The organism is Acidovorax sp. ACV02, from assembly GCF_014851475.1.
GTDB lineage: Bacteria > Pseudomonadota > Gammaproteobacteria > Burkholderiales > Burkholderiaceae_C > Acidovorax > Acidovorax delafieldii.
In genome coordinates, this window is sequence record NZ_JACUZU010000003.1 from 209,409 (window position 1) to 225,471 (window position 16,063).

Here is a 16,063-nt window from a genome sequence, read left to right on the forward strand (position 1 = left end):
CCATGAGCACGCCCCAACCACAACCCGGCCTCGAAAGCCTGTCCAAGTCGTTTGAACCTGCCGCGCTGGAAGCCCACTGGGGCCCCGAATGGGAAAAGCGCGGGTATGGCACCGCAGGCCACCGTGGCACGGGCCAGCCCCAGGCGGGCGAACCCGCCTTTTCCATCCAGCTGCCGCCCCCCAACGTGACGGGCACGCTGCACATGGGCCATGCGTTCAACCAGACGATCATGGACAGCCTCACGCGCTACCACCGCATGCGCGGCTTCAACACGGTGTGGGTGCCGGGCACCGACCACGCGGGCATTGCCACGCAGATCGTGGTGGAGCGCCAGCTGCAGGAGCAAGGCATCAGCCGCTACGACATGGGCCCCACCCCGCCCGAGGCGCGCAAGAATTTTGTGAGCAAGGTGTGGGAGTGGAAGGAAAAGTCCGGCAACACCATCACCACGCAGATGCGCCGCATGGGCGACAGCGTGGACTGGAGCCGTGAATACTTCACCATGGACGACAAGCTCTCCAAGGTGGTCACCGACACCTTCGTGAAGCTCTACGAACAGGGCCTGATCTACCGCGGCAAGCGCCTGGTGAACTGGGACCCGAAGCTGCAGTCCGCCGTGTCCGACCTGGAAGTCGAGAGCGAAGAAAAAGACGGCTCGCTGTGGCACATCGCTTACCCGCTGGCCGATGGATCGGGCAGCCTGACGGTGGCCACCACCCGGCCTGAAACCATGCTGGGCGACGTGGCGCTGATGGTGCACCCCGAGGATGCCCGCTACACGCACCTCATCGGCAAGATGGTCAACCTGCCGCTGTGCGACCGCCAGATCCCGGTGATCGCCGACGAGTACGTCGACAAGGAATTTGGCACGGGCGTGGTGAAGGTGACGCCAGCGCACGACCAAAACGACTACGCCGTGGGCCAGCGCCACAAGCTGCCCATGATCGTGGTGCTGACCCTGCAGGCCACCATCAACGAGAACGCCCCCGCCAAGTACCAGGGCATGGACCGCTTCGTGGCCCGCAAGGCCGTGGTGGCCGACCTCGAAGCCATCGGTGCGCTGGTCGAGGTGAAGAAGCACAAGCTCATGGTGCCGATCTGCACCCGCACCGGCCAAGTGATCGAGCCCATGCTGACCGACCAATGGTTCGTGGCCATGAGCAAGGTGAGCGACCAGGACCCCACGGGCAAGAGCATCGCGCAAAAGGCCATCGACGCCGTGGCCAGCGGCGAGGTGACGTTTGTGCCCGAGAACTGGGTGAACACCTACAACCAGTGGATGAACAACATCCAGGACTGGTGCATTAGCCGCCAGCTGTGGTGGGGCCACCAGATTCCGGCCTGGTACGACGAAGACGGCAACGTGATCGTGGCACGCGACGAAGCCGAGGCCCAGGCCAAGGCGCCCGGCAAAAAGCTGCGTCGCGACGAGGATGTGCTGGACACCTGGTACTCGTCCGCCCTCGTGCCCTTCAGCACCATGGGCTGGCCCAACCAGGGCGACAGCGCCACCGACGACTTCAACCTGTACCTGCCCAGCACCGTGCTGGTCACGGGCTACGACATCATCTTCTTCTGGGTCGCCCGGATGATCATGATGACCACGCACTTCACGGGCCGCGTGCCGTTCAAGCATGTGTACATCCACGGCCTGGTGCGCGACGCGCAGGGCAAGAAGATGAGCAAGTCCGAAGGCAACGTGCTCGACCCGGTGGACCTGATCGACGGCATCGCGCTGGAGCCCCTGCTGGACAAGCGCACCACCGGCCTGCGCAAGCCCGAGACCGCGCCCACGGTGCGCAAGAACACGCAAAAGGAATTCCCCGAGGGCATTCCCGCCTACGGCGCCGATGCGCTGCGCTTCACGTTTGCCGCATTGGCATCGCTGGGCCGCAGCATCAACTTCGACAGCAAGCGCTGCGAGGGCTACCGCAACTTCTGCAACAAGCTCTGGAACGCCAGCCGCTTCGTGCTGATGAACTGCGAGGGCCAGGACTGTGGCCTGAAGGAGCACACCAAGGAAGAGTGCCAGCCCGGCGGCCCGGCCCACGGCTACATGCAGTTCAGCCAGGCCGACCGCTGGATCAGCTCGCTGCTGCAAAAGACCGAGGCCGAAGTCGCCAAAGGCTTTGAAGAGTACCGCCTGGACAACGTGGCCAACACGATCTATGACTTTGTCTGGAACGAGTACTGCGACTGGTACCTGGAGATCGCCAAGGTGCAGATCCAGAACGGCACCGAAGCGCAGCAACGCGCCACGCGCCGCACGCTGATCCGCACGCTGGAAGCCATCCTGCGCCTGGCCCACCCCATCATCCCATTCATCACCGAGGCCCTGTGGCAGGTGGTGGCACCTGTGGCCGGCATCCCGGGCGAATCGGTCAGCATTGCGCGCTACCCCCAGGCCCAGCCCGAGAAGATCGACGAGGCCGCGATTGCCCACATGGGCCGCGTGAAGGGCCTGGTGGACGCATGCCGCGCGCTGCGGGGCGAGATGAACGTGTCTCCCTCCACCCGCCTGCCCCTGTACGTGGTGGGCGACACCGAGTTCATGCGTGGCGTGGGCCCGGTGCTGCAGGCGCTGGCCAAGCTCAGCGAGGTGAAGGTGTTTGACGACGAGTCCGCCTGGGCCGCCGCCGCACAGGCCGCGCCCGTGGCCGTGGTGGGTGACGCCCGCATGTGCCTGTACATGGAGATCGACGTGGCGGCTGAGAAGGCGCGCCTGTCCAAGGAAATCGCCCGCATCGACGGCGAGATCACCAAGGCGAACAACAAGCTGTCCAACGAAGCCTTTGTGGCCAAGGCCCCTGCGGCGGTGATCGAGCAGGAGAAAAAGCGCATTGCCGACTTCGGCGCCACGCTGGGCAGATTGCGCGATCAGCTGACACGGCTGGGCTAAAACCCGGGCCATACTGCGCCATGGCAGCCCGTCCCGTAGGGGCTGCCCGCCCCGTTTTCATGTTTTGCCGGTGTGGGTTACGGACTGCAGTGCAGCCCGGGCACACCGTCACCCATCCGTCCAGAGGAGCCCCATGACTGTTGCCACGACCGTTCGCAAAGCCGTTTTCCCCGTTGCCGGACTGGGCACGCGTTTTCTGCCCGCCACCAAGGCCAGCCCCAAGGAGATGCTGCCCGTGGTGGACAAGCCGCTGATCCAGTACGCAGTGGAAGAGGCCTACGCCGCCGGCATCCGCCACATGATTTTTGTGACCGGCCGCAGCAAGCGCGCCATTGAAGACCACTTCGACACCGCCTACGAGCTGGAGGCCGAGCTGGAGGCAGCCGGCAAGAAGGAACTGCTGGAGTTGGTGCGCTCCATCCAGCCCAGCGACATGGACTGCGCCTTTGTGCGCCAGCCGCGCTCGTTAGGGCTGGGCCACGCAGTGTTGTGCGCGGAGCCCCTGGTGGGCAAGGAGCCCTTTGCCGTGCTGCTGGCTGACGATTTGATGGTGGGCCCCCAGGGCGGTCAGCCCGTGCTGGCGCAGATGGCGACCGCGTTCCGCCAGCAAGGCCGATCGGTGATCGCCGTGCAAGAGGTGCCCGAGGACCAGGTGCACAAGTACGGCATCGTGGCGGGCGAGCCTGCCGGTGGCCCGTTGATCCGCATCCAGCGCATTGTCGAAAAGCCCAAGGCGGCCGATGCCCCCTCGCGCATGGGCGTGGCGGGCCGCTACATCCTCACGCCCGGCGTGTTTGACGAGATCCGCAACCAGCCGCGCGGCGTGGGCGGCGAGATCCAGCTCACCGATGGCATTGCGCGCCTGATGAACAATGAAGCCGTGTACGCCTTCCAGTACGAAGGCAAACGCTACGACTGCGGCAGCAAGGAAGGATTTCTGGAAGCGACGGTGGAACTGGCCCTGCAGCACCCGCAGGTGGGGGCGCACTTCCGGGACTACCTAAAGAACCTGGCGCTGTAAACGCAGCCGGCCAAGCCCTCTGAAACTTCAAAATCGATAGCTGCCCGTGCTTATTGGATAAGCGCTGGCAGCCATTTTTACGTTCAACGGCGGCGCAGGATGTGGATGAACTCCTCGCCCACGGTCTGTTGCTCCACCAGCTCGTTGCCGGTCTGCTTGGCAAACGCCTGAAAGTCGCGCAGCGATCCGTTGTCTGTCGCCACCACCTTGAGCAGCTGGCCGCTGGCCATGTCCGACAGCGCCTTCTTGGCCTTGAGGATGGGCAAGGGGCAGTTCAGGCCCCGGGTGTCGATTTCTTTGTGAATGTCCATGGTCATCAATCCTTTGGCGGCGTCGCGGCCGGGGCTTGTTCGTCCAGCCCACGGCGGCGTTCTGCATTTTCTTCGGCCGTGAAAAACACGGGCTCGTGGCCCCGTGTGCGCAGCCAGTCGGCCAGCGCGTAGCCCGTGCCCGCAGGCCAGCATTTGAGGTCTGGCAGATCGTACAGTCGGTAGTCCACCAGCTCCGGCGACAGTTGCACCTGCCCGGTGGCCACCACGTGGTAGGCAATGATGACCTGGTTCATGCGCAAAAACTCGTAGGCCCCCACCAGGGTGGCGGACTGCACATCGAGGTTGGTCTCTTCCTTGACCTCGCGCGCAATGCCCTCCTGGGGCGACTCGCCCGCCTCCATGAAGCCGGTGATCAGCGCAAACATCTTGCCGGGCCACGCCGCATTGCGCGCCAGCAGCACCTTGCCGTCGATCTCCACAATGGCAGCCAGCACGGGCGTGGGATTGTTCCAGTGCGTCCAGCCGCAGGCGGGGCAGCGCAGCCGCTCCTTGTCGCCGCCATCCTCGGCCAGCGTGATGGGCTGCAACTCGGTGGCACAGTGGGGGCAAAAACGAACTTCGTAGGGCATATGCTATCTTTTATGTAGCTGCTGAGGCATGTTCAACTAGCACAAGCAGCCATTCTGATTCAAAAACCTGCGAGGAGGCACCCGGCAATGCCCTGGAGCCCACTGCGCAGGCCATTCCACAGGTCACGCAGGAAACACCCCGGTCGACAAATACCGGTCGCCCCGATCGCACACGATGAAGACGATGGTGGCATTGCTGTCGCGCGCAGCGATCTGCTGCGCCACCCAGCACGCGCCTGCAGCCGAGATGCCGGCAAAAATGCCCTCTTCGCGCGCGAGACGGCGGCACATGTCCTCGGCGCTGTCCTGGCTCACATACACCAGCTCATCGACCGTGCTGGCGTCATAAATCTTGGGCAGGTACTCCTGCGGCCACTTACGGATGCCCGGGATGCGCGAGCCTTCTTCGGGCTGTGCACCGATGATCTGGATGGCAGGGTTCTTCTCCTTGAGGAACCGCGACACGCCCGTGATGGTGCCCGTGGTGCCCATCGCGCTCACAAAGTGGGTGATGCGCCCGCCGGTCTGCTCCCAGATCTCGGGGCCCGTGGTTTCGTAGTGAATGCGGGGGTTGTCGGGGTTGCCAAACTGGTCCAGCACCTTGCCCTCACCACGCTTTTGCATGGCCTCGGCCAGGTCGCGGGCGTGCTCCATGCCGCCGCTCTTGGGTGTGAGCACCAGCTCGGCGCCAAAGGCCTTCATGGTCTGGGCGCGTTCGATGGACAAGTCCTCAGGCATCACCAGCACCATGCGGTAGCCCTTGATGGCCGCGGCCATCGCCAAAGCGATGCCGGTATTGCCCGACGTGGCCTCGATCAGCGTGTCGCCAGGGCGGATGTCGCCACGCTCTTCGGCGCGGCGGATCATCGACAGTGCAGGCCGGTCCTTGACGGACCCCGCCGGGTTGTTGCCTTCCAGCTTGCCGAGCACCACATTGCCCCGCGCGGCGTTGTCCTGGGCCCCAATGCGCTGCAGCGCCACCAGCGGCGTGTTGCCTACCGCGTCTTCAATCGTCGGATATTTCATACGCCCTACTGTGCCATAATTCAGGGCTTCACATATTCCGCCCGGGTGGTGAAATTGGTAGACGCAGGGGACTCAAAATCCCCCGCCGCAAGGCGTGCCGGTTCGATTCCGGCCCCGGGCACCACAGTCAACAAGGCCGGTAGCTTCCACGAGCTATCGGCCTTTTTGCTGGGCCAGCCGCTGTGGCGGCGGCATGTGATTTCTGCACACCTCCACACCCAGCCACCGCCATGACCGCCCAGGATCTGATCGCGCACGCCACCGTGCTGGCCTACCGGCTGGCGGGTTATGCCCTGCAGAACATGGCCGAGGATGCGGCCCTGCTGGCGATGATGTTCTGCTGACCTTCGCGTCGCGGCAGCAGCCTTTGCGCTTCGCCCCACCCTCGCGCAGCACCTCAGCGCGCAGCCAGCAACAGGAAGTCCTGCTCATAACCCTTGAGCGATTGCGCCGCACGCAGCCGGTGCGCAGGCGTCATGGCGTTGTGCAGGCGCGCAAATCCCTCGCAGCCCTCGGCCACCAGCGCTTGTGCGTAGCGCTGGTAGGCGCCGTCCGGTGACGTCACCACGCGGTCCAGAAAGCCGAGCATCAGCGTGCGGGCCTGGGCGGTGTTGCCACGGTCAGCCTGGATGTTGCGCAGCACCTGCACCAGGTCTTCTTGCCTGCGTACGCGCTCGGCATAGGTGCGCTGCGGGTCAAAAGCCGACTGGGCGACAAAGGCGCGCAGCACGGCCTTCTGGGGTTCGTCCAGCGCGCCATAAAAAGTTTCGAGCCGCGACGAGAGGTCCTTGAAGTGGCGCTCGCGCATCTTGTCGGGCGATGGGTCCAGCCATTCGGATTTCCAGTCAGCGTTGCTGTCGGCCTGCTTGCGCTCCAGATTGCGGATCTGCGCCTCGGACAGCTGCGAGGCCAGCCACACCACCTTGGGCTCGGCCTGGGCCAGCACCTTGTCCAGCTGTGTACGTGCCTCGTCATAGATGCGGCAGGCCTGCTCGGGGGTGATGGTCGCGGGCAACTGCTGCTGCACCTTTTGCAACAGCTCGGCATGCTGGGGCAGCATGGTGTCGCGGTGCCAGCGGTGCAGGTCGCCCAAGTCGCCACGCACGCGCTCCGTCTGCGCGTCCGACAGGTCAAGGTAACGGTTCAGTTGCCAGTACGCCAGGTGGGGCACCTGGTTGTACGCCAGCCGCACTGTGCTGCAACCCGCCAGCAGCACACCGGCAACGGCCAGCGCGGCGATGCACAGGGTGGTGCGCAAACGGGCCAAAGCGGGCACAGCGGCTCCAGACAAAGGGAATGGCACAGGATAGGCCCAACGCTGCGCGCGGCGGGCACAGGGCCCGGATTCCCCAGCCCGCGCACCAGGATTTAGCCAAAGGCACCCACCCGCACGGAGGTCCACGCCACACCCTGCGACGGATGCGCACAAGGGGTCGGCTGACGCGCGGGGTCAGTTGTCCTGTCGCCGGATCAACTGGCGGCCACTGGCAGTGATGGCCAGCTCACCCCCCGTCCCCTTGGTGATGAAGCCCCATTCGAGCAATCGCCCCGACACATGGTCCTTGAGCGCGTGGGGCAGCGTGATGACTTCGCCCATCTCCAGTTGCTTGAGGGTCTCGATCTCGTCCACGGTGGGGTCGAAATGCGGAGCGTGGTAAGTGGTCATGGTGGTCGCTCTCCAACAAGGTTGCTGAATGAAAGACAGACTTCCGCGCGGCCAGATTAGTTCACAGCCCCCGTGGGCGCAAGCGCGTCATCCCGCAACCGGCGGGCTCCCCACCTCGGCCATGTGCTGGAGCCAGCGCGCAAACGTGGCCAGCACCGGGGGCTGGGCCTGTGCGGGGCTGATGAGGTAGTACGCCCGCTCGCCGCGCAGCGGGCGGTTGCAGGCCACCACCAGCTCGCCGCTGGCGAGCTCGGCCTCGATGAGCAGCGGCGGGATCAGCGCCACGCCCATGCCATGCGTAGCGGCCACGGCCAGCATGGAGAACAGCTCGTAGCGCGGGCCATCCAGCGCGTGCGGAGCCTCCACCCCCATGGCATCGAACCACTGGCGCCAGCCGTAGGGGCGTGTGCTTTGCTGCAGCAGCGGCAGCTCGGCCAGCGCCTCGGCGGCCACGGGCTGGTGGGCGCGGCCCCGGCCCCGGGGCGCGGCGGATTCGAGCAGGCGCGGGCTGCACACGGGCACCACGTCTTCGTGCATCAGCAGTTGCGCCTGTACGCCGGGCCAGTTGGCGACCTGCTCGGGCGTGCCGGCATACAAGGCGGCATCGAAGGTGGTGTCGGCAAACAAGAAGGGGCGTGTCTGCGTGTCGATGTGCACCACGATATCGGGATGCGCCTGCGCCAGGTGCGGCAGGCGGGGGATGAGCCAGCGCGTGGCAAAGGTTGGCACCGCGGCCAGCGTAAGGGTGCCGCCCTCGCCCTGGTGGGCCATCACGTCCAGCGTATCGCGCTCCAGCCCCTGCAGCCAGCGCGCCACCTGGCGGCCATAGTGCGCGCCCGCAGGCGTCAGCACCACGCCGTGGCGCGTGCGGCGAAACAGTGCCACGCCCAAAAACTCTTCCAGCGCCTGGATCTGGCGCGAGACGGCGCTTTGGGTGAGCGACAACTCCTGCGCGGCGCGGGTGTAGCTCTCGTGGCGGGCGGCCACTTCAAAACAGGCCAGGGCCTGGGTCGATGGAATGTTGCGGCGCATGATGAAGAGGAATTTTTAAGTGACCGGCCACGCCGTGGCTTAGCCGGCCGCCAGTATTCCATACATTCCATAAACGCATGTCTGGATGAAAAGAACTCGCTTGCGGGCCACCACCCCAAGGCCTACGATGCGTTCCAGATTCGTTTTTTTCTTCCCCCACTTTCCGACCTGGAGACACACATGGCCCACGCCGCTTTTCAATGGGATGACCCGTTCCTTCTGAGCCAACAACTGACCGACGACGAGCGCGCCATCCGCGACGCCGCCGCAGCGTATTGCCAGGACAAGCTGGCACCCCGCGTGCTGGACGCCTTCCGCCACGAAAAGATGGACGTGAGCATCTTCCGCGAGATGGGCGAAGTGGGCCTCTTGGGCCCCACCATCCCCGAGCAATACGGTGGCCCCGGCCTGTCGTACGTGGCCTACGGCCTGATCGCCCGCGAGGTAGAGCGTGTGGACTCGGGCTACCGCTCGATGGCCAGCGTGCAGTCGTCGCTGGTGATGGTGCCCATTTATGAATTCGGCAGCGAAGCCCAGCGCCAGAAGTACCTGCCCAAGCTCGCCAGCGGCGAGTGGATCGGCTGCTTTGGCCTGACCGAGCCCGACCACGGCTCTGACCCTGGCAGCATGGCCACGCGCGCCTACAAGGTCGATGGCGGCTACAAGCTCAAGGGCAGCAAGATGTGGATCACCAACAGCCCCGTGGCCGACGTGTTCGTGGTCTGGGCCAAGGAAGTGTCCGAAGGCGGCGCCGTGGGCCCCATCCGCGGCTTTGTGCTGGAGAAGGGCATGAAGGGCCTGACCGCCCCCGCCATCCACGGCAAGGTGGGCCTGCGCGCCTCCATCACCGGCGAGATCGTGATGGACGACGTGTTCGTGCCCGAAGAAAACGCCTTCCCTGAAGTGCAAGGCCTCAAGGGCCCCTTCACCTGCCTGAACAGCGCGCGCTACGGCATCGCCTGGGGCGCCCTGGGCTCGGCCGAGTTCTGCTGGCACACCGCGCGCCAGTACACGCTGGACCGCAAGCAGTTTGGCCGCCCCCTGGCCGCCAACCAGCTCATCCAGAAGAAGCTGGCCGACATGCAGACCGAAATCGCCATTGGCCTGCAGGCCTGCCTGCAGTTTGGCCGCATGAAGGACGCGGGCACGGCCAGCGTGGAAGGCACCTCCATCATCAAGCGCAACAGCTGCGGCAAGGCGCTGGACATTGCCCGCCTGGCGCGCGACATGATGGGCGGCAACGGCATCAGCGACGAGTTTGGCGTGGCCCGCCACCTGGTGAACCTGGAAGTGGTGAACACGTACGAAGGCACGCACGATGTGCACGCGCTGATCCTGGGCCGCGCCCAGACGGGCATCGCCGCGTTCGCCAACTGATCGGCCTGCGCCCCGAAAACCGGCAAAAACACCGCCTTTGCGGTGTTTTTGCCTTGTAGCGCTAGTCAATCATGCGCTGACAGCTATCAATTTCATAGTAAACACACCATGACCACCTCTTCTACCGCCCCAGGCGCCCTCGCAGGCATCAAGGTGCTCGACCTCTCCCGCGTGCTGGCCGGGCCGTGGTGCACGCAGATCCTTGCAGACCTGGGTGCGGACGTGGTCAAGGTGGAGCGCCCCGGTGTCGGCGACGACACGCGCCAGTGGGGCCCGCCCTTCTTGAAAGACGCCGAGGGCAACGACACCAACCAGGCCAGCTACTACACCGCGTGCAACCGCAACAAACGCTCGGTCACCATCGACATGGCCTCGCCCGAGGGGCAAGCGCTCATCAAGCAGATGGCGCAAGAGGCGGACATCGTGGTGGAGAACTTCAAGGTCGGCGGCCTCAAGCAATACGGTCTGGACCACGAGAGCCTGCGCGCGCTCAACCCCCGCCTCATCTACTGCTCCGTCACCGGCTTCGGGCAGGACGGGCCCTACGCCGAGCGTGCGGGCTACGACCTGATGGTGCAGGCCATGACGGGCCTGATGAGCATCACCGGCCAGGCCGACAGCCAGCCCGGCGGCGGCCCGATGCGGGTGGGCGTGGCCGTCATTGACCTTTTCACCGGGCTGTATGCCAGCAACGCCATCCTGGCCGCGCTGCACGTGCGCGACAACGCCACCAATGGCTCGGGCCAGGGCCAGCACATCGACATGGCGCTGCTGGACGTGGGCATGGCCGTGCTGGCCAACCAGGCCTCGGGGTTCCTCGCCACCGGCAAGGCGCCCGGCCGCATGGGCAACAGCCACCCCAGCCTCGCGCCCTACCAGGACTTCCCCACGCAGGACGGCAACATGCTGCTGGCCATTGGCAACGACGGCCAGTTCCAGCGCTTTTGCGCCGCCGCCGAGCAGCCCCAGTGGGCCAGCGACCCGCGCTTTGCGACCAACACGCTGCGCGTACAAAACCGCACCGCGCTGATCCCCGCCATGGAGGCCGTGACCCGCACGCGCACCACAGCCGACTGGATCACGCTGCTGGAAGACAAGGCCGTGCCTTGCGGCCCCATCAACACCATTGCCCAGGCGTTTGACGACGCGCAGGTGCAGGCCCGTGGCCTGGCGGTGACGCTGCCGCGCTGGAAGGACGACGAGGCCGCCACCGACAACGTGTTGCAGATCACCGGCGTGGCCAGCCCGCTGCGCCTGTCGGCCACCCCACCCGTGCTGCGCAATGCGCCGCCGGCACTGGGCCAGCACACCGACGAGGTGCTGCGCGAGATGGGGCTGGACCCAGCGCGCATCGCGGCACTGCGGGCCAGCGGGGTTTTGTAGCCAGACCCTCGCGGCATCGGCCTGCGCCATGCCCTGACCACTGCACGGCCTTGCCCTCACCGGCAAGGCCGTTTTGTTTGTGCTGTCTGCATTGCACCGGCCCCTGGCGCTTATCTGGCTCGCGCTATCCGCTATCCGCTGTCCATCGGATGACAAAGCGAGCGACTGACGGAGCCCGCTTGCCTCGGCCCCACGGCAAAAAAGACATGTACAAAAAATTACATCCGTCTCCATAATCCCAAAGACACCCTGTCTGCGGCCCCGCGCACGGCGCGCCGCTGGACCAGGGTGCTGGGCCCATGGCCCAGCACTGCGGCGTTTCTGGACCCTCAAGGAGTTCCTCATGAAGCTCAGCCTCAAGCTCCCCCTGGCATTCACCGTGTCGCTGCTATTGCTGTTTGCAGCGGCCCTGTTTGGCATCAGCCGCCTGAACCAGGCGCTCGACACCTACCAGACCACCGTGGCCCAGAGCTTCGAGCACGAGCGCATGGCGGCGGGCATGCTCAACAACTTCAAGGTGCAGGTGCAGGAGTGGAAAAACGTGCTGCTGCGTGGCAAGGACCCGGCCCAGCTCACGCGCTACTGGGCCGCGTTTGAAAAGCAGGAACAGGCCATCAAGGACGAGGCGCAAAAGCTCGTGGCCGCCCTGCCCCCGGGGGAGGGCCGCGAACGCGTGTTGCAGTTTGCCCAGGCCCACGAACGCATGGGCACCGCCTACCGCAAGGGGTTTGAAGCCTTCAAGGCGGCCGACCACGACCCGCAAGCGGGCGACAAGGCCGTGGCGGGCATGGACCGCGAGCCCTCACAACTGCTGGACCAGGCCGGCGAGCTGATCGCCAAGGCCAGCAGCGCCGTGGCCGAACGTGCCGCCGCCACTGCGCAGCGGGCCACCACCATCAGCCTGGTGGTGATGCTGGTGGTGTGCGCGCTGGGCATAGCAGGCGCCATTGCCTTCAGCCGCACCGTGGTGAACCCGCTGGACAACGCGGTGCGCGTGTCGCAGGCCGTGGCCAGCGGCGACCTGACGGTGGCGCGGCACGTGCAGGGCAAGGACGAGATCGCACTGCTGCTCAATGCCTTGCACGACATGCAGATCAGCCTGTCGCAGGTGGTAAGCAATGTGCGCAACAACGCCGACAGCGTGGCCGCCGCCAGCACCGAGATCGCGCAGGGCAACAACGACCTGAGCGCCCGCACCGAACAGCAGGCCAGCGCGCTGGAGCAAACATCGGCATCGATGGAAGAACTCAGCTCCACCGTGCAGGCCAACGCCGAGAACGCGCGCACCGCCAACCAGTTGGCTGTGAGCGCCAGCACCGTGGCCGTGCAGGGCGGTGATGTGGTGGCCGAGGTGGTGACGACCATGAAGGGCATCAACGACAGCAGCCGCAAGATCGCCGACATCATCAGCGTGATCGATGGCATCGCGTTCCAGACCAACATCCTGGCGCTGAACGCCGCCGTGGAAGCGGCCCGTGCCGGTGAACAAGGCCGGGGCTTTGCCGTGGTGGCCGGTGAGGTGCGCAGCCTCGCGCAGCGCAGTGCCGAGGCCGCCAAGGAGATCAAGACCCTGATCCACGCCAGCGTGGAGCGCGTGGAACTGGGCACCACGCTGGTGGACAAGGCGGGCGCCACGATGAACCAGGTGGTGAGCGCCATCCGCCGCGTGACCGATATCGTGGGCGAGATCAGCGCTGCCAGCAGCGAGCAAAGCGCGGGAGTCGCCCAGGTAGGGGACGCCATCACCGAAATGGACCAGGCCACGCAGCAGAACGCAGCGCTGGTCGAACAGAGCGCCGCCGCCGCTGACAGCCTCAAGGTGCAGGCGCAGCAGCTGGTGCAGGCAGTGGCGGTGTTCCGGCTGGCAGACACCGACGCCAACACCCCCGGGCAGGCCAGCATGCCCGCACCGGGCCACCACCAGCCCCGGTTGGCCGCAGGCTGAAGCGGAGCAGCCATTTCAAGCCTAATCGGCTTGAAGCGCTAGTGCATCATGCGCCAACAGCTACATAAATGGTAGCAACTGGCGTCTTCTCAGGCTTCAGCCAGCGCAGGGGTTGCCTGCTGCACGGTGGCCAGCGTGGGCGAGGCCAGCTTGCGCAGGTAGGCCATGGTCTGCAGGCAGGCCTGGGCCACCTCGGTGCCCTTCTTCACAAAATGCTCGCGGAAGAAGCGCACATGGTCCTCGTGGTCGTGGAAGTCGCGCGGCGTGAGCACGGCCGACATCACGGGCACCTCGGTGTCGAGCTGCACGCGCATCAGGCCGTCGATGACGGCGGTGGTGACGAACTCGTGGCGGTAGATGCCGCCGTTGACCACCAGCGCACAGGCCACGATGGCGTCGTAGCGCCCGCTGCGCGCGAGCTTGCGTGCCAGCAGCGGAATCTCGAACGCGCCGGGCACATCGAACAGCGCCACCTGCGCGGGGGGCAGGCCGTGGCGGTCGAACTCGGCCAGGGCCGCGTCGCGGGCCTGGTGCACGATGTCCTGGTGCCAACTGGCACTGATGATGGCCACGCGGGCGCCACGGTGGGCAGCGACGGGAGCCAGGGGGGAAATGGAAGGTGAAGAAGACTGATTCATGGGTTCCTCAAAACAGGTCATACCAGAATCAGGGCGCGCGCGAACACGGCGCCTGCACAGGGCGGCGCAGGCCCTGCGCCCTGCCAGCGCGCAACAAAGCACGCAGGCAAACGCCGAGGGCCCAGCCACCCATGGCGGGAGCTGTGGGTTTCGCGATCTCTTTCATCCGGACTGTGACCGTCGGCTCTGGTTTCGCACCAGATCTGCTGACCCTGCAGGCCGATCCGAAGAACGGCACCGCAGGCGCTCGCGGGCTCTTGCGGGCTTTTCAGCCAACAAATACCGCCGGTGGGGAATTCCGCCCCGCCCTGAGAACGCTGTCGGCCCCGAAGGTCATCCGGGGCCGACGGGTGGGATTTTAGGCGGCGGGCACGCAGTACGCCGTCGCGCAGGCGATTGCCTGCACTGGCAGTGCCGGTTTCTGCGGCTGTGGGCTGTATTGAATGCCGAAGTCTGCTCAGCGCACGCGCTGAAACCCGCCTTCGGCCCAGCCCGCTGCGCTGGCGGGCGTGAGCTTGAAGGTGGGCGGCGCGGACGCACGCGCCAGTTCCTCACCCAGCTCGTCCTCTGCGCTCAGCGTGGCCGTGGCGCCTTCCTCATCGGGCACGATGGCCAGCGCCACGCGCAGGCGCTGGCCGTCTGCGGTGGTGATGTGCACGCTCTTGTTCAGCTGCGCATGCAACTGCTGCTCGTGGCGGCGCACCACTTCGCTGGCGGTCTTGACCAGGGTGTGGAAGGCCGACACATCGAGCGGCTTGGGGTTCTTCTTGTCGCGTCCCATGGTCCAGGGGCCCACCAGTGCGGGCTCGGCCTCGCCCTTCAGCGTCATGGACACAGCCCAGCCGTCGTCGTCTTCGTTCTTGATGACCTGCGCCGTCCAGCGCCCATCGCTCCAGCAGCGGGGTTCTTGGATGGTGTCGGGCGTGTCGGATGCGTCGGTCATGGAGCAAAAGGCCTGGATTGCGGGAAAGGGCGCAGAGCATAACGGCAGGGCTTTGCCGCCCCAATTTCCAATAACCATTGGTTATCGAAAGAGGCCAGGCATAGCGCGGGCCTGGTCACTCCCCCACAACGTCCGGCGCCACACCCGCCGTGTCGCGCAACACGTCGATAAAGGCCTGTGCCGAGGGTGTGGGCGGCTCGCCCAGGCGGGTGATGAGGCCATAGCTGGGCATGCGGTTGGGCAGCTCGACGGGGATGCGCGAGAGCAGGCCCCGGTCCACATATTTCTGGATCAGCGCAGCGGGCTGCAGCGACATCATGTGGGTGGTGTTCATCAGCTCCAGCGCAAACAAGAAGGACGGCGTCTCCACCACCCCCGCCGTGAGCGCCAGGCCCGCGCCACCAAACAAGTCGTCCGACACCTTGCGCACCGCCGTGGAGGCGGGGTACAGAATCCAAGGCCAGTGCGCCAGCTCGGTCAGCGACAGGTCGGTGGCGCCGCGCAGCGGGTGGTGCTGTCCGCCCACCACATGCAGCGGCTCGGCGGACAGGTGCTCGTAGTGGAATTGGCTGCGCTGGTCCTCGGTGGTGAAGCGGCCGATCATCAGGTCGATCTTGCGCTCGGCCAGCCAGGCGATGAGCTGGTCGCTGCTCTGCTCCAGGATCTTGATGACCAAGAGGGGCCGCAGGCGGTGGATCTCCACCACCGAGGCCACCAGCACATGCGCGGCCGAGCCGGTGATCGCCCCCACCGTCACATGGCCATGGCCGCCCTGCTTGAGGGCGTTGAACTCGTCGACAAACTTGCGCTGCCCATCGAGCGCCGCGCTGGCGTAGCGCAGCGTAAAAAGCCCCAGCTCGTTGGGCCGCATGCCGCGCGAAAGGCGGTCGAACAAGCGCGCCTCCAGGATCTCCTCGATGTCCATGAGGATCTTGGTCGCCGCAGGCTGCGTGACATGCATCTGCTCGGCCGTGAGCCGCAGGTTGCGCGTACGGCCCAGGATGTCCAGAAACTGCAAATGCCGAAAGCGCAGCCGCGCGCAGGCCTGCGCCAAAGACAAGGGTTTACCCGGAAATTCGTCTGGACTCATAAGCGTTTGGAATGGATTGTCGCAAAACATTCAGTGGACCGGCCGGGGCGCGAAACCTACCCTTCGCCTTGCGTTCATGACGGCTTGCCAAAAAGCTGCATACGCCGACGGCCTCGCCAGCGGGGTCCCGCCATTCCAACG

14 protein-coding genes, 1 tRNA gene and 1 riboswitch are annotated in these 16,063 nt (G+C 65.7%); of the genes, 6 read left to right on the forward strand and 9 right to left on the reverse strand.

From position 1 onward, the window contains the following. Positions 1-2 precede the first annotated feature (2 nt). Both IB236_RS08270 and galU read left to right on the forward strand, forming a co-directional pair. The gene (locus IB236_RS08270; RefSeq protein ID WP_192420039.1) at positions 3-2,900 is read left to right on the forward strand and encodes a valine--tRNA ligase; all 2,898 of its coding nucleotides are present in this window, start codon (positions 3-5) and stop codon (positions 2,898-2,900) included. 133 nt (positions 2,901-3,033) lie between these two features. Continuing rightward, positions 3,034-3,921, forward strand: coding sequence for a UTP--glucose-1-phosphate uridylyltransferase GalU (galU, locus tag IB236_RS08275; protein WP_056066808.1), 888 nt, complete (start codon positions 3,034-3,036; stop codon positions 3,919-3,921). A gap of 83 nt (positions 3,922-4,004) precedes the next feature. Here galU and IB236_RS08280 read toward each other — a convergent pair whose 3' ends face one another. The 3 genes from IB236_RS08280 to cysM form a co-directional block, all read right to left on the reverse strand. Continuing rightward, positions 4,005-4,232 carry a sulfurtransferase TusA family protein gene (locus IB236_RS08280; RefSeq protein ID WP_056067086.1) on the reverse strand — a complete coding sequence of 76 codons (228 nt, stop codon included), beginning with the start codon at positions 4,230-4,232 and terminating at the stop codon, positions 4,005-4,007. Between the two features lie 5 nt (positions 4,233-4,237). Further along, positions 4,238-4,822 (reverse strand): NUDIX domain-containing protein, encoded by a 585-nt coding sequence (locus IB236_RS08285; protein WP_056066805.1) that lies wholly within the window; start codon positions 4,820-4,822, stop codon positions 4,238-4,240. Positions 4,823-4,945: 123 nt separating this feature from the next. After that, the gene (gene cysM / locus IB236_RS08290; protein ID WP_015015341.1) at positions 4,946-5,848 is read right to left on the reverse strand and encodes a cysteine synthase CysM; all 903 of its coding nucleotides are present in this window, start codon (positions 5,846-5,848) and stop codon (positions 4,946-4,948) included. Between the two features lie 39 nt (positions 5,849-5,887). Here cysM and IB236_RS08295 point away from each other — a divergent pair. Continuing rightward, positions 5,888-5,972: transfer RNA gene (locus tag IB236_RS08295), tRNA-Leu, on the forward strand. Positions 5,973-6,245: 273 nt separating this feature from the next. On the opposite strand, the gene IB236_RS08300 is transcribed toward IB236_RS08295, so the two are convergent. From IB236_RS08300 to IB236_RS08310, 3 genes are all read right to left on the reverse strand, one after another. After that, on the reverse strand, positions 6,246-7,124 hold the full coding sequence (locus IB236_RS08300) for a DUF6279 family lipoprotein (protein ID WP_192420041.1): 879 nt from the start codon (positions 7,122-7,124) through the stop codon (positions 6,246-6,248). A 174-nt stretch (positions 7,125-7,298) separates the two neighbouring features. Next, positions 7,299-7,514, reverse strand: a complete 216-nt coding sequence (locus IB236_RS08305) for a hypothetical protein (RefSeq protein ID WP_015015343.1) — start codon at positions 7,512-7,514, stop codon at positions 7,299-7,301. Positions 7,515-7,601: 87 nt separating this feature from the next. Next, positions 7,602-8,546, reverse strand: a complete 945-nt coding sequence (locus IB236_RS08310) for a LysR family transcriptional regulator (RefSeq protein ID WP_056748252.1) — start codon at positions 8,544-8,546, stop codon at positions 7,602-7,604. Between the two features lie 180 nt (positions 8,547-8,726). Between IB236_RS08310 and IB236_RS08315 the strand changes: the two genes are divergently transcribed. The 3 genes from IB236_RS08315 (at position 8,727) to IB236_RS08325 (ending at position 13,251) form a co-directional block, all read left to right on the forward strand. Next, on the forward strand, positions 8,727-9,923 hold the full coding sequence (locus IB236_RS08315; protein WP_192420044.1) for an acyl-CoA dehydrogenase: 1,197 nt from the start codon (positions 8,727-8,729) through the stop codon (positions 9,921-9,923). A 108-nt stretch (positions 9,924-10,031) separates the two neighbouring features. Continuing rightward, positions 10,032-11,306, forward strand: coding sequence for a CaiB/BaiF CoA-transferase family protein (locus IB236_RS08320; protein WP_192420046.1), 1,275 nt, complete (start codon positions 10,032-10,034; stop codon positions 11,304-11,306). A 343-nt stretch (positions 11,307-11,649) separates the two neighbouring features. Then, the gene (locus IB236_RS08325) at positions 11,650-13,251 is read left to right on the forward strand and encodes a methyl-accepting chemotaxis protein (protein ID WP_225581032.1); all 1,602 of its coding nucleotides are present in this window, start codon (positions 11,650-11,652) and stop codon (positions 13,249-13,251) included. Between the two features lie 89 nt (positions 13,252-13,340). Here IB236_RS08325 and IB236_RS08330 read toward each other — a convergent pair whose 3' ends face one another. The 3 genes from IB236_RS08330 to IB236_RS08340 all read right to left on the reverse strand — a co-directional run bounded on the left by IB236_RS08330 (position 13,341) and on the right by IB236_RS08340 (position 15,922). Next, positions 13,341-13,889, reverse strand: coding sequence for a 6,7-dimethyl-8-ribityllumazine synthase (locus tag IB236_RS08330; RefSeq protein ID WP_146869557.1), 549 nt, complete (start codon positions 13,887-13,889; stop codon positions 13,341-13,343). A 150-nt stretch (positions 13,890-14,039) separates the two neighbouring features. Next, positions 14,040-14,209: riboswitch (FMN riboswitch) on the reverse strand. Positions 14,210-14,346: 137 nt separating this feature from the next. After that, positions 14,347-14,832 (reverse strand): hypothetical protein, encoded by a 486-nt coding sequence (locus IB236_RS08335; RefSeq protein ID WP_192420048.1) that lies wholly within the window; start codon positions 14,830-14,832, stop codon positions 14,347-14,349. Between the two features lie 115 nt (positions 14,833-14,947). Then, positions 14,948-15,922 (reverse strand): LysR family transcriptional regulator, encoded by a 975-nt coding sequence (locus IB236_RS08340; RefSeq protein ID WP_056066760.1) that lies wholly within the window; start codon positions 15,920-15,922, stop codon positions 14,948-14,950. Positions 15,923-16,063 lie beyond the last annotated feature (141 nt).

Coding starts and splice junctions, on each gene's coding strand:
- IB236_RS08320 (WP_192420046.1), top strand. CDS start 10,032: ATGACCACCTCTTCTACCGCCCCAGGCGCCCTCGCAGGCATCAAGGTG.
- IB236_RS08270 (WP_192420039.1), top strand. CDS start 3: ATGAGCACGCCCCAACCACAACCCGGCCTCGAAAGCCTGTCCAAGTCG.
- IB236_RS08330 (WP_146869557.1), bottom strand. CDS start 13,889: ATGAATCAGTCTTCTTCACCTTCCATTTCCCCCCTGGCTCCCGTCGCT.
- galU (WP_056066808.1), top strand. CDS start 3,034: ATGACTGTTGCCACGACCGTTCGCAAAGCCGTTTTCCCCGTTGCCGGA.
- IB236_RS08340 (WP_056066760.1), bottom strand. CDS start 15,922: ATGAGTCCAGACGAATTTCCGGGTAAACCCTTGTCTTTGGCGCAGGCC.
- IB236_RS08305 (WP_015015343.1), bottom strand. CDS start 7,514: ATGACCACTTACCACGCTCCGCATTTCGACCCCACCGTGGACGAGATC.
- IB236_RS08335 (WP_192420048.1), bottom strand. CDS start 14,832: ATGACCGACGCATCCGACACGCCCGACACCATCCAAGAACCCCGCTGC.
- IB236_RS08310 (WP_056748252.1), bottom strand. CDS start 8,546: ATGCGCCGCAACATTCCATCGACCCAGGCCCTGGCCTGTTTTGAAGTG.
- IB236_RS08285 (WP_056066805.1), bottom strand. CDS start 4,822: ATGCCCTACGAAGTTCGTTTTTGCCCCCACTGTGCCACCGAGTTGCAG.
- cysM (WP_015015341.1), bottom strand. CDS start 5,848: ATGAAATATCCGACGATTGAAGACGCGGTAGGCAACACGCCGCTGGTG.
- IB236_RS08315 (WP_192420044.1), top strand. CDS start 8,727: ATGGCCCACGCCGCTTTTCAATGGGATGACCCGTTCCTTCTGAGCCAA.
- IB236_RS08325 (WP_225581032.1), top strand. CDS start 11,650: ATGAAGCTCAGCCTCAAGCTCCCCCTGGCATTCACCGTGTCGCTGCTA.
- IB236_RS08280 (WP_056067086.1), bottom strand. CDS start 4,232: ATGGACATTCACAAAGAAATCGACACCCGGGGCCTGAACTGCCCCTTG.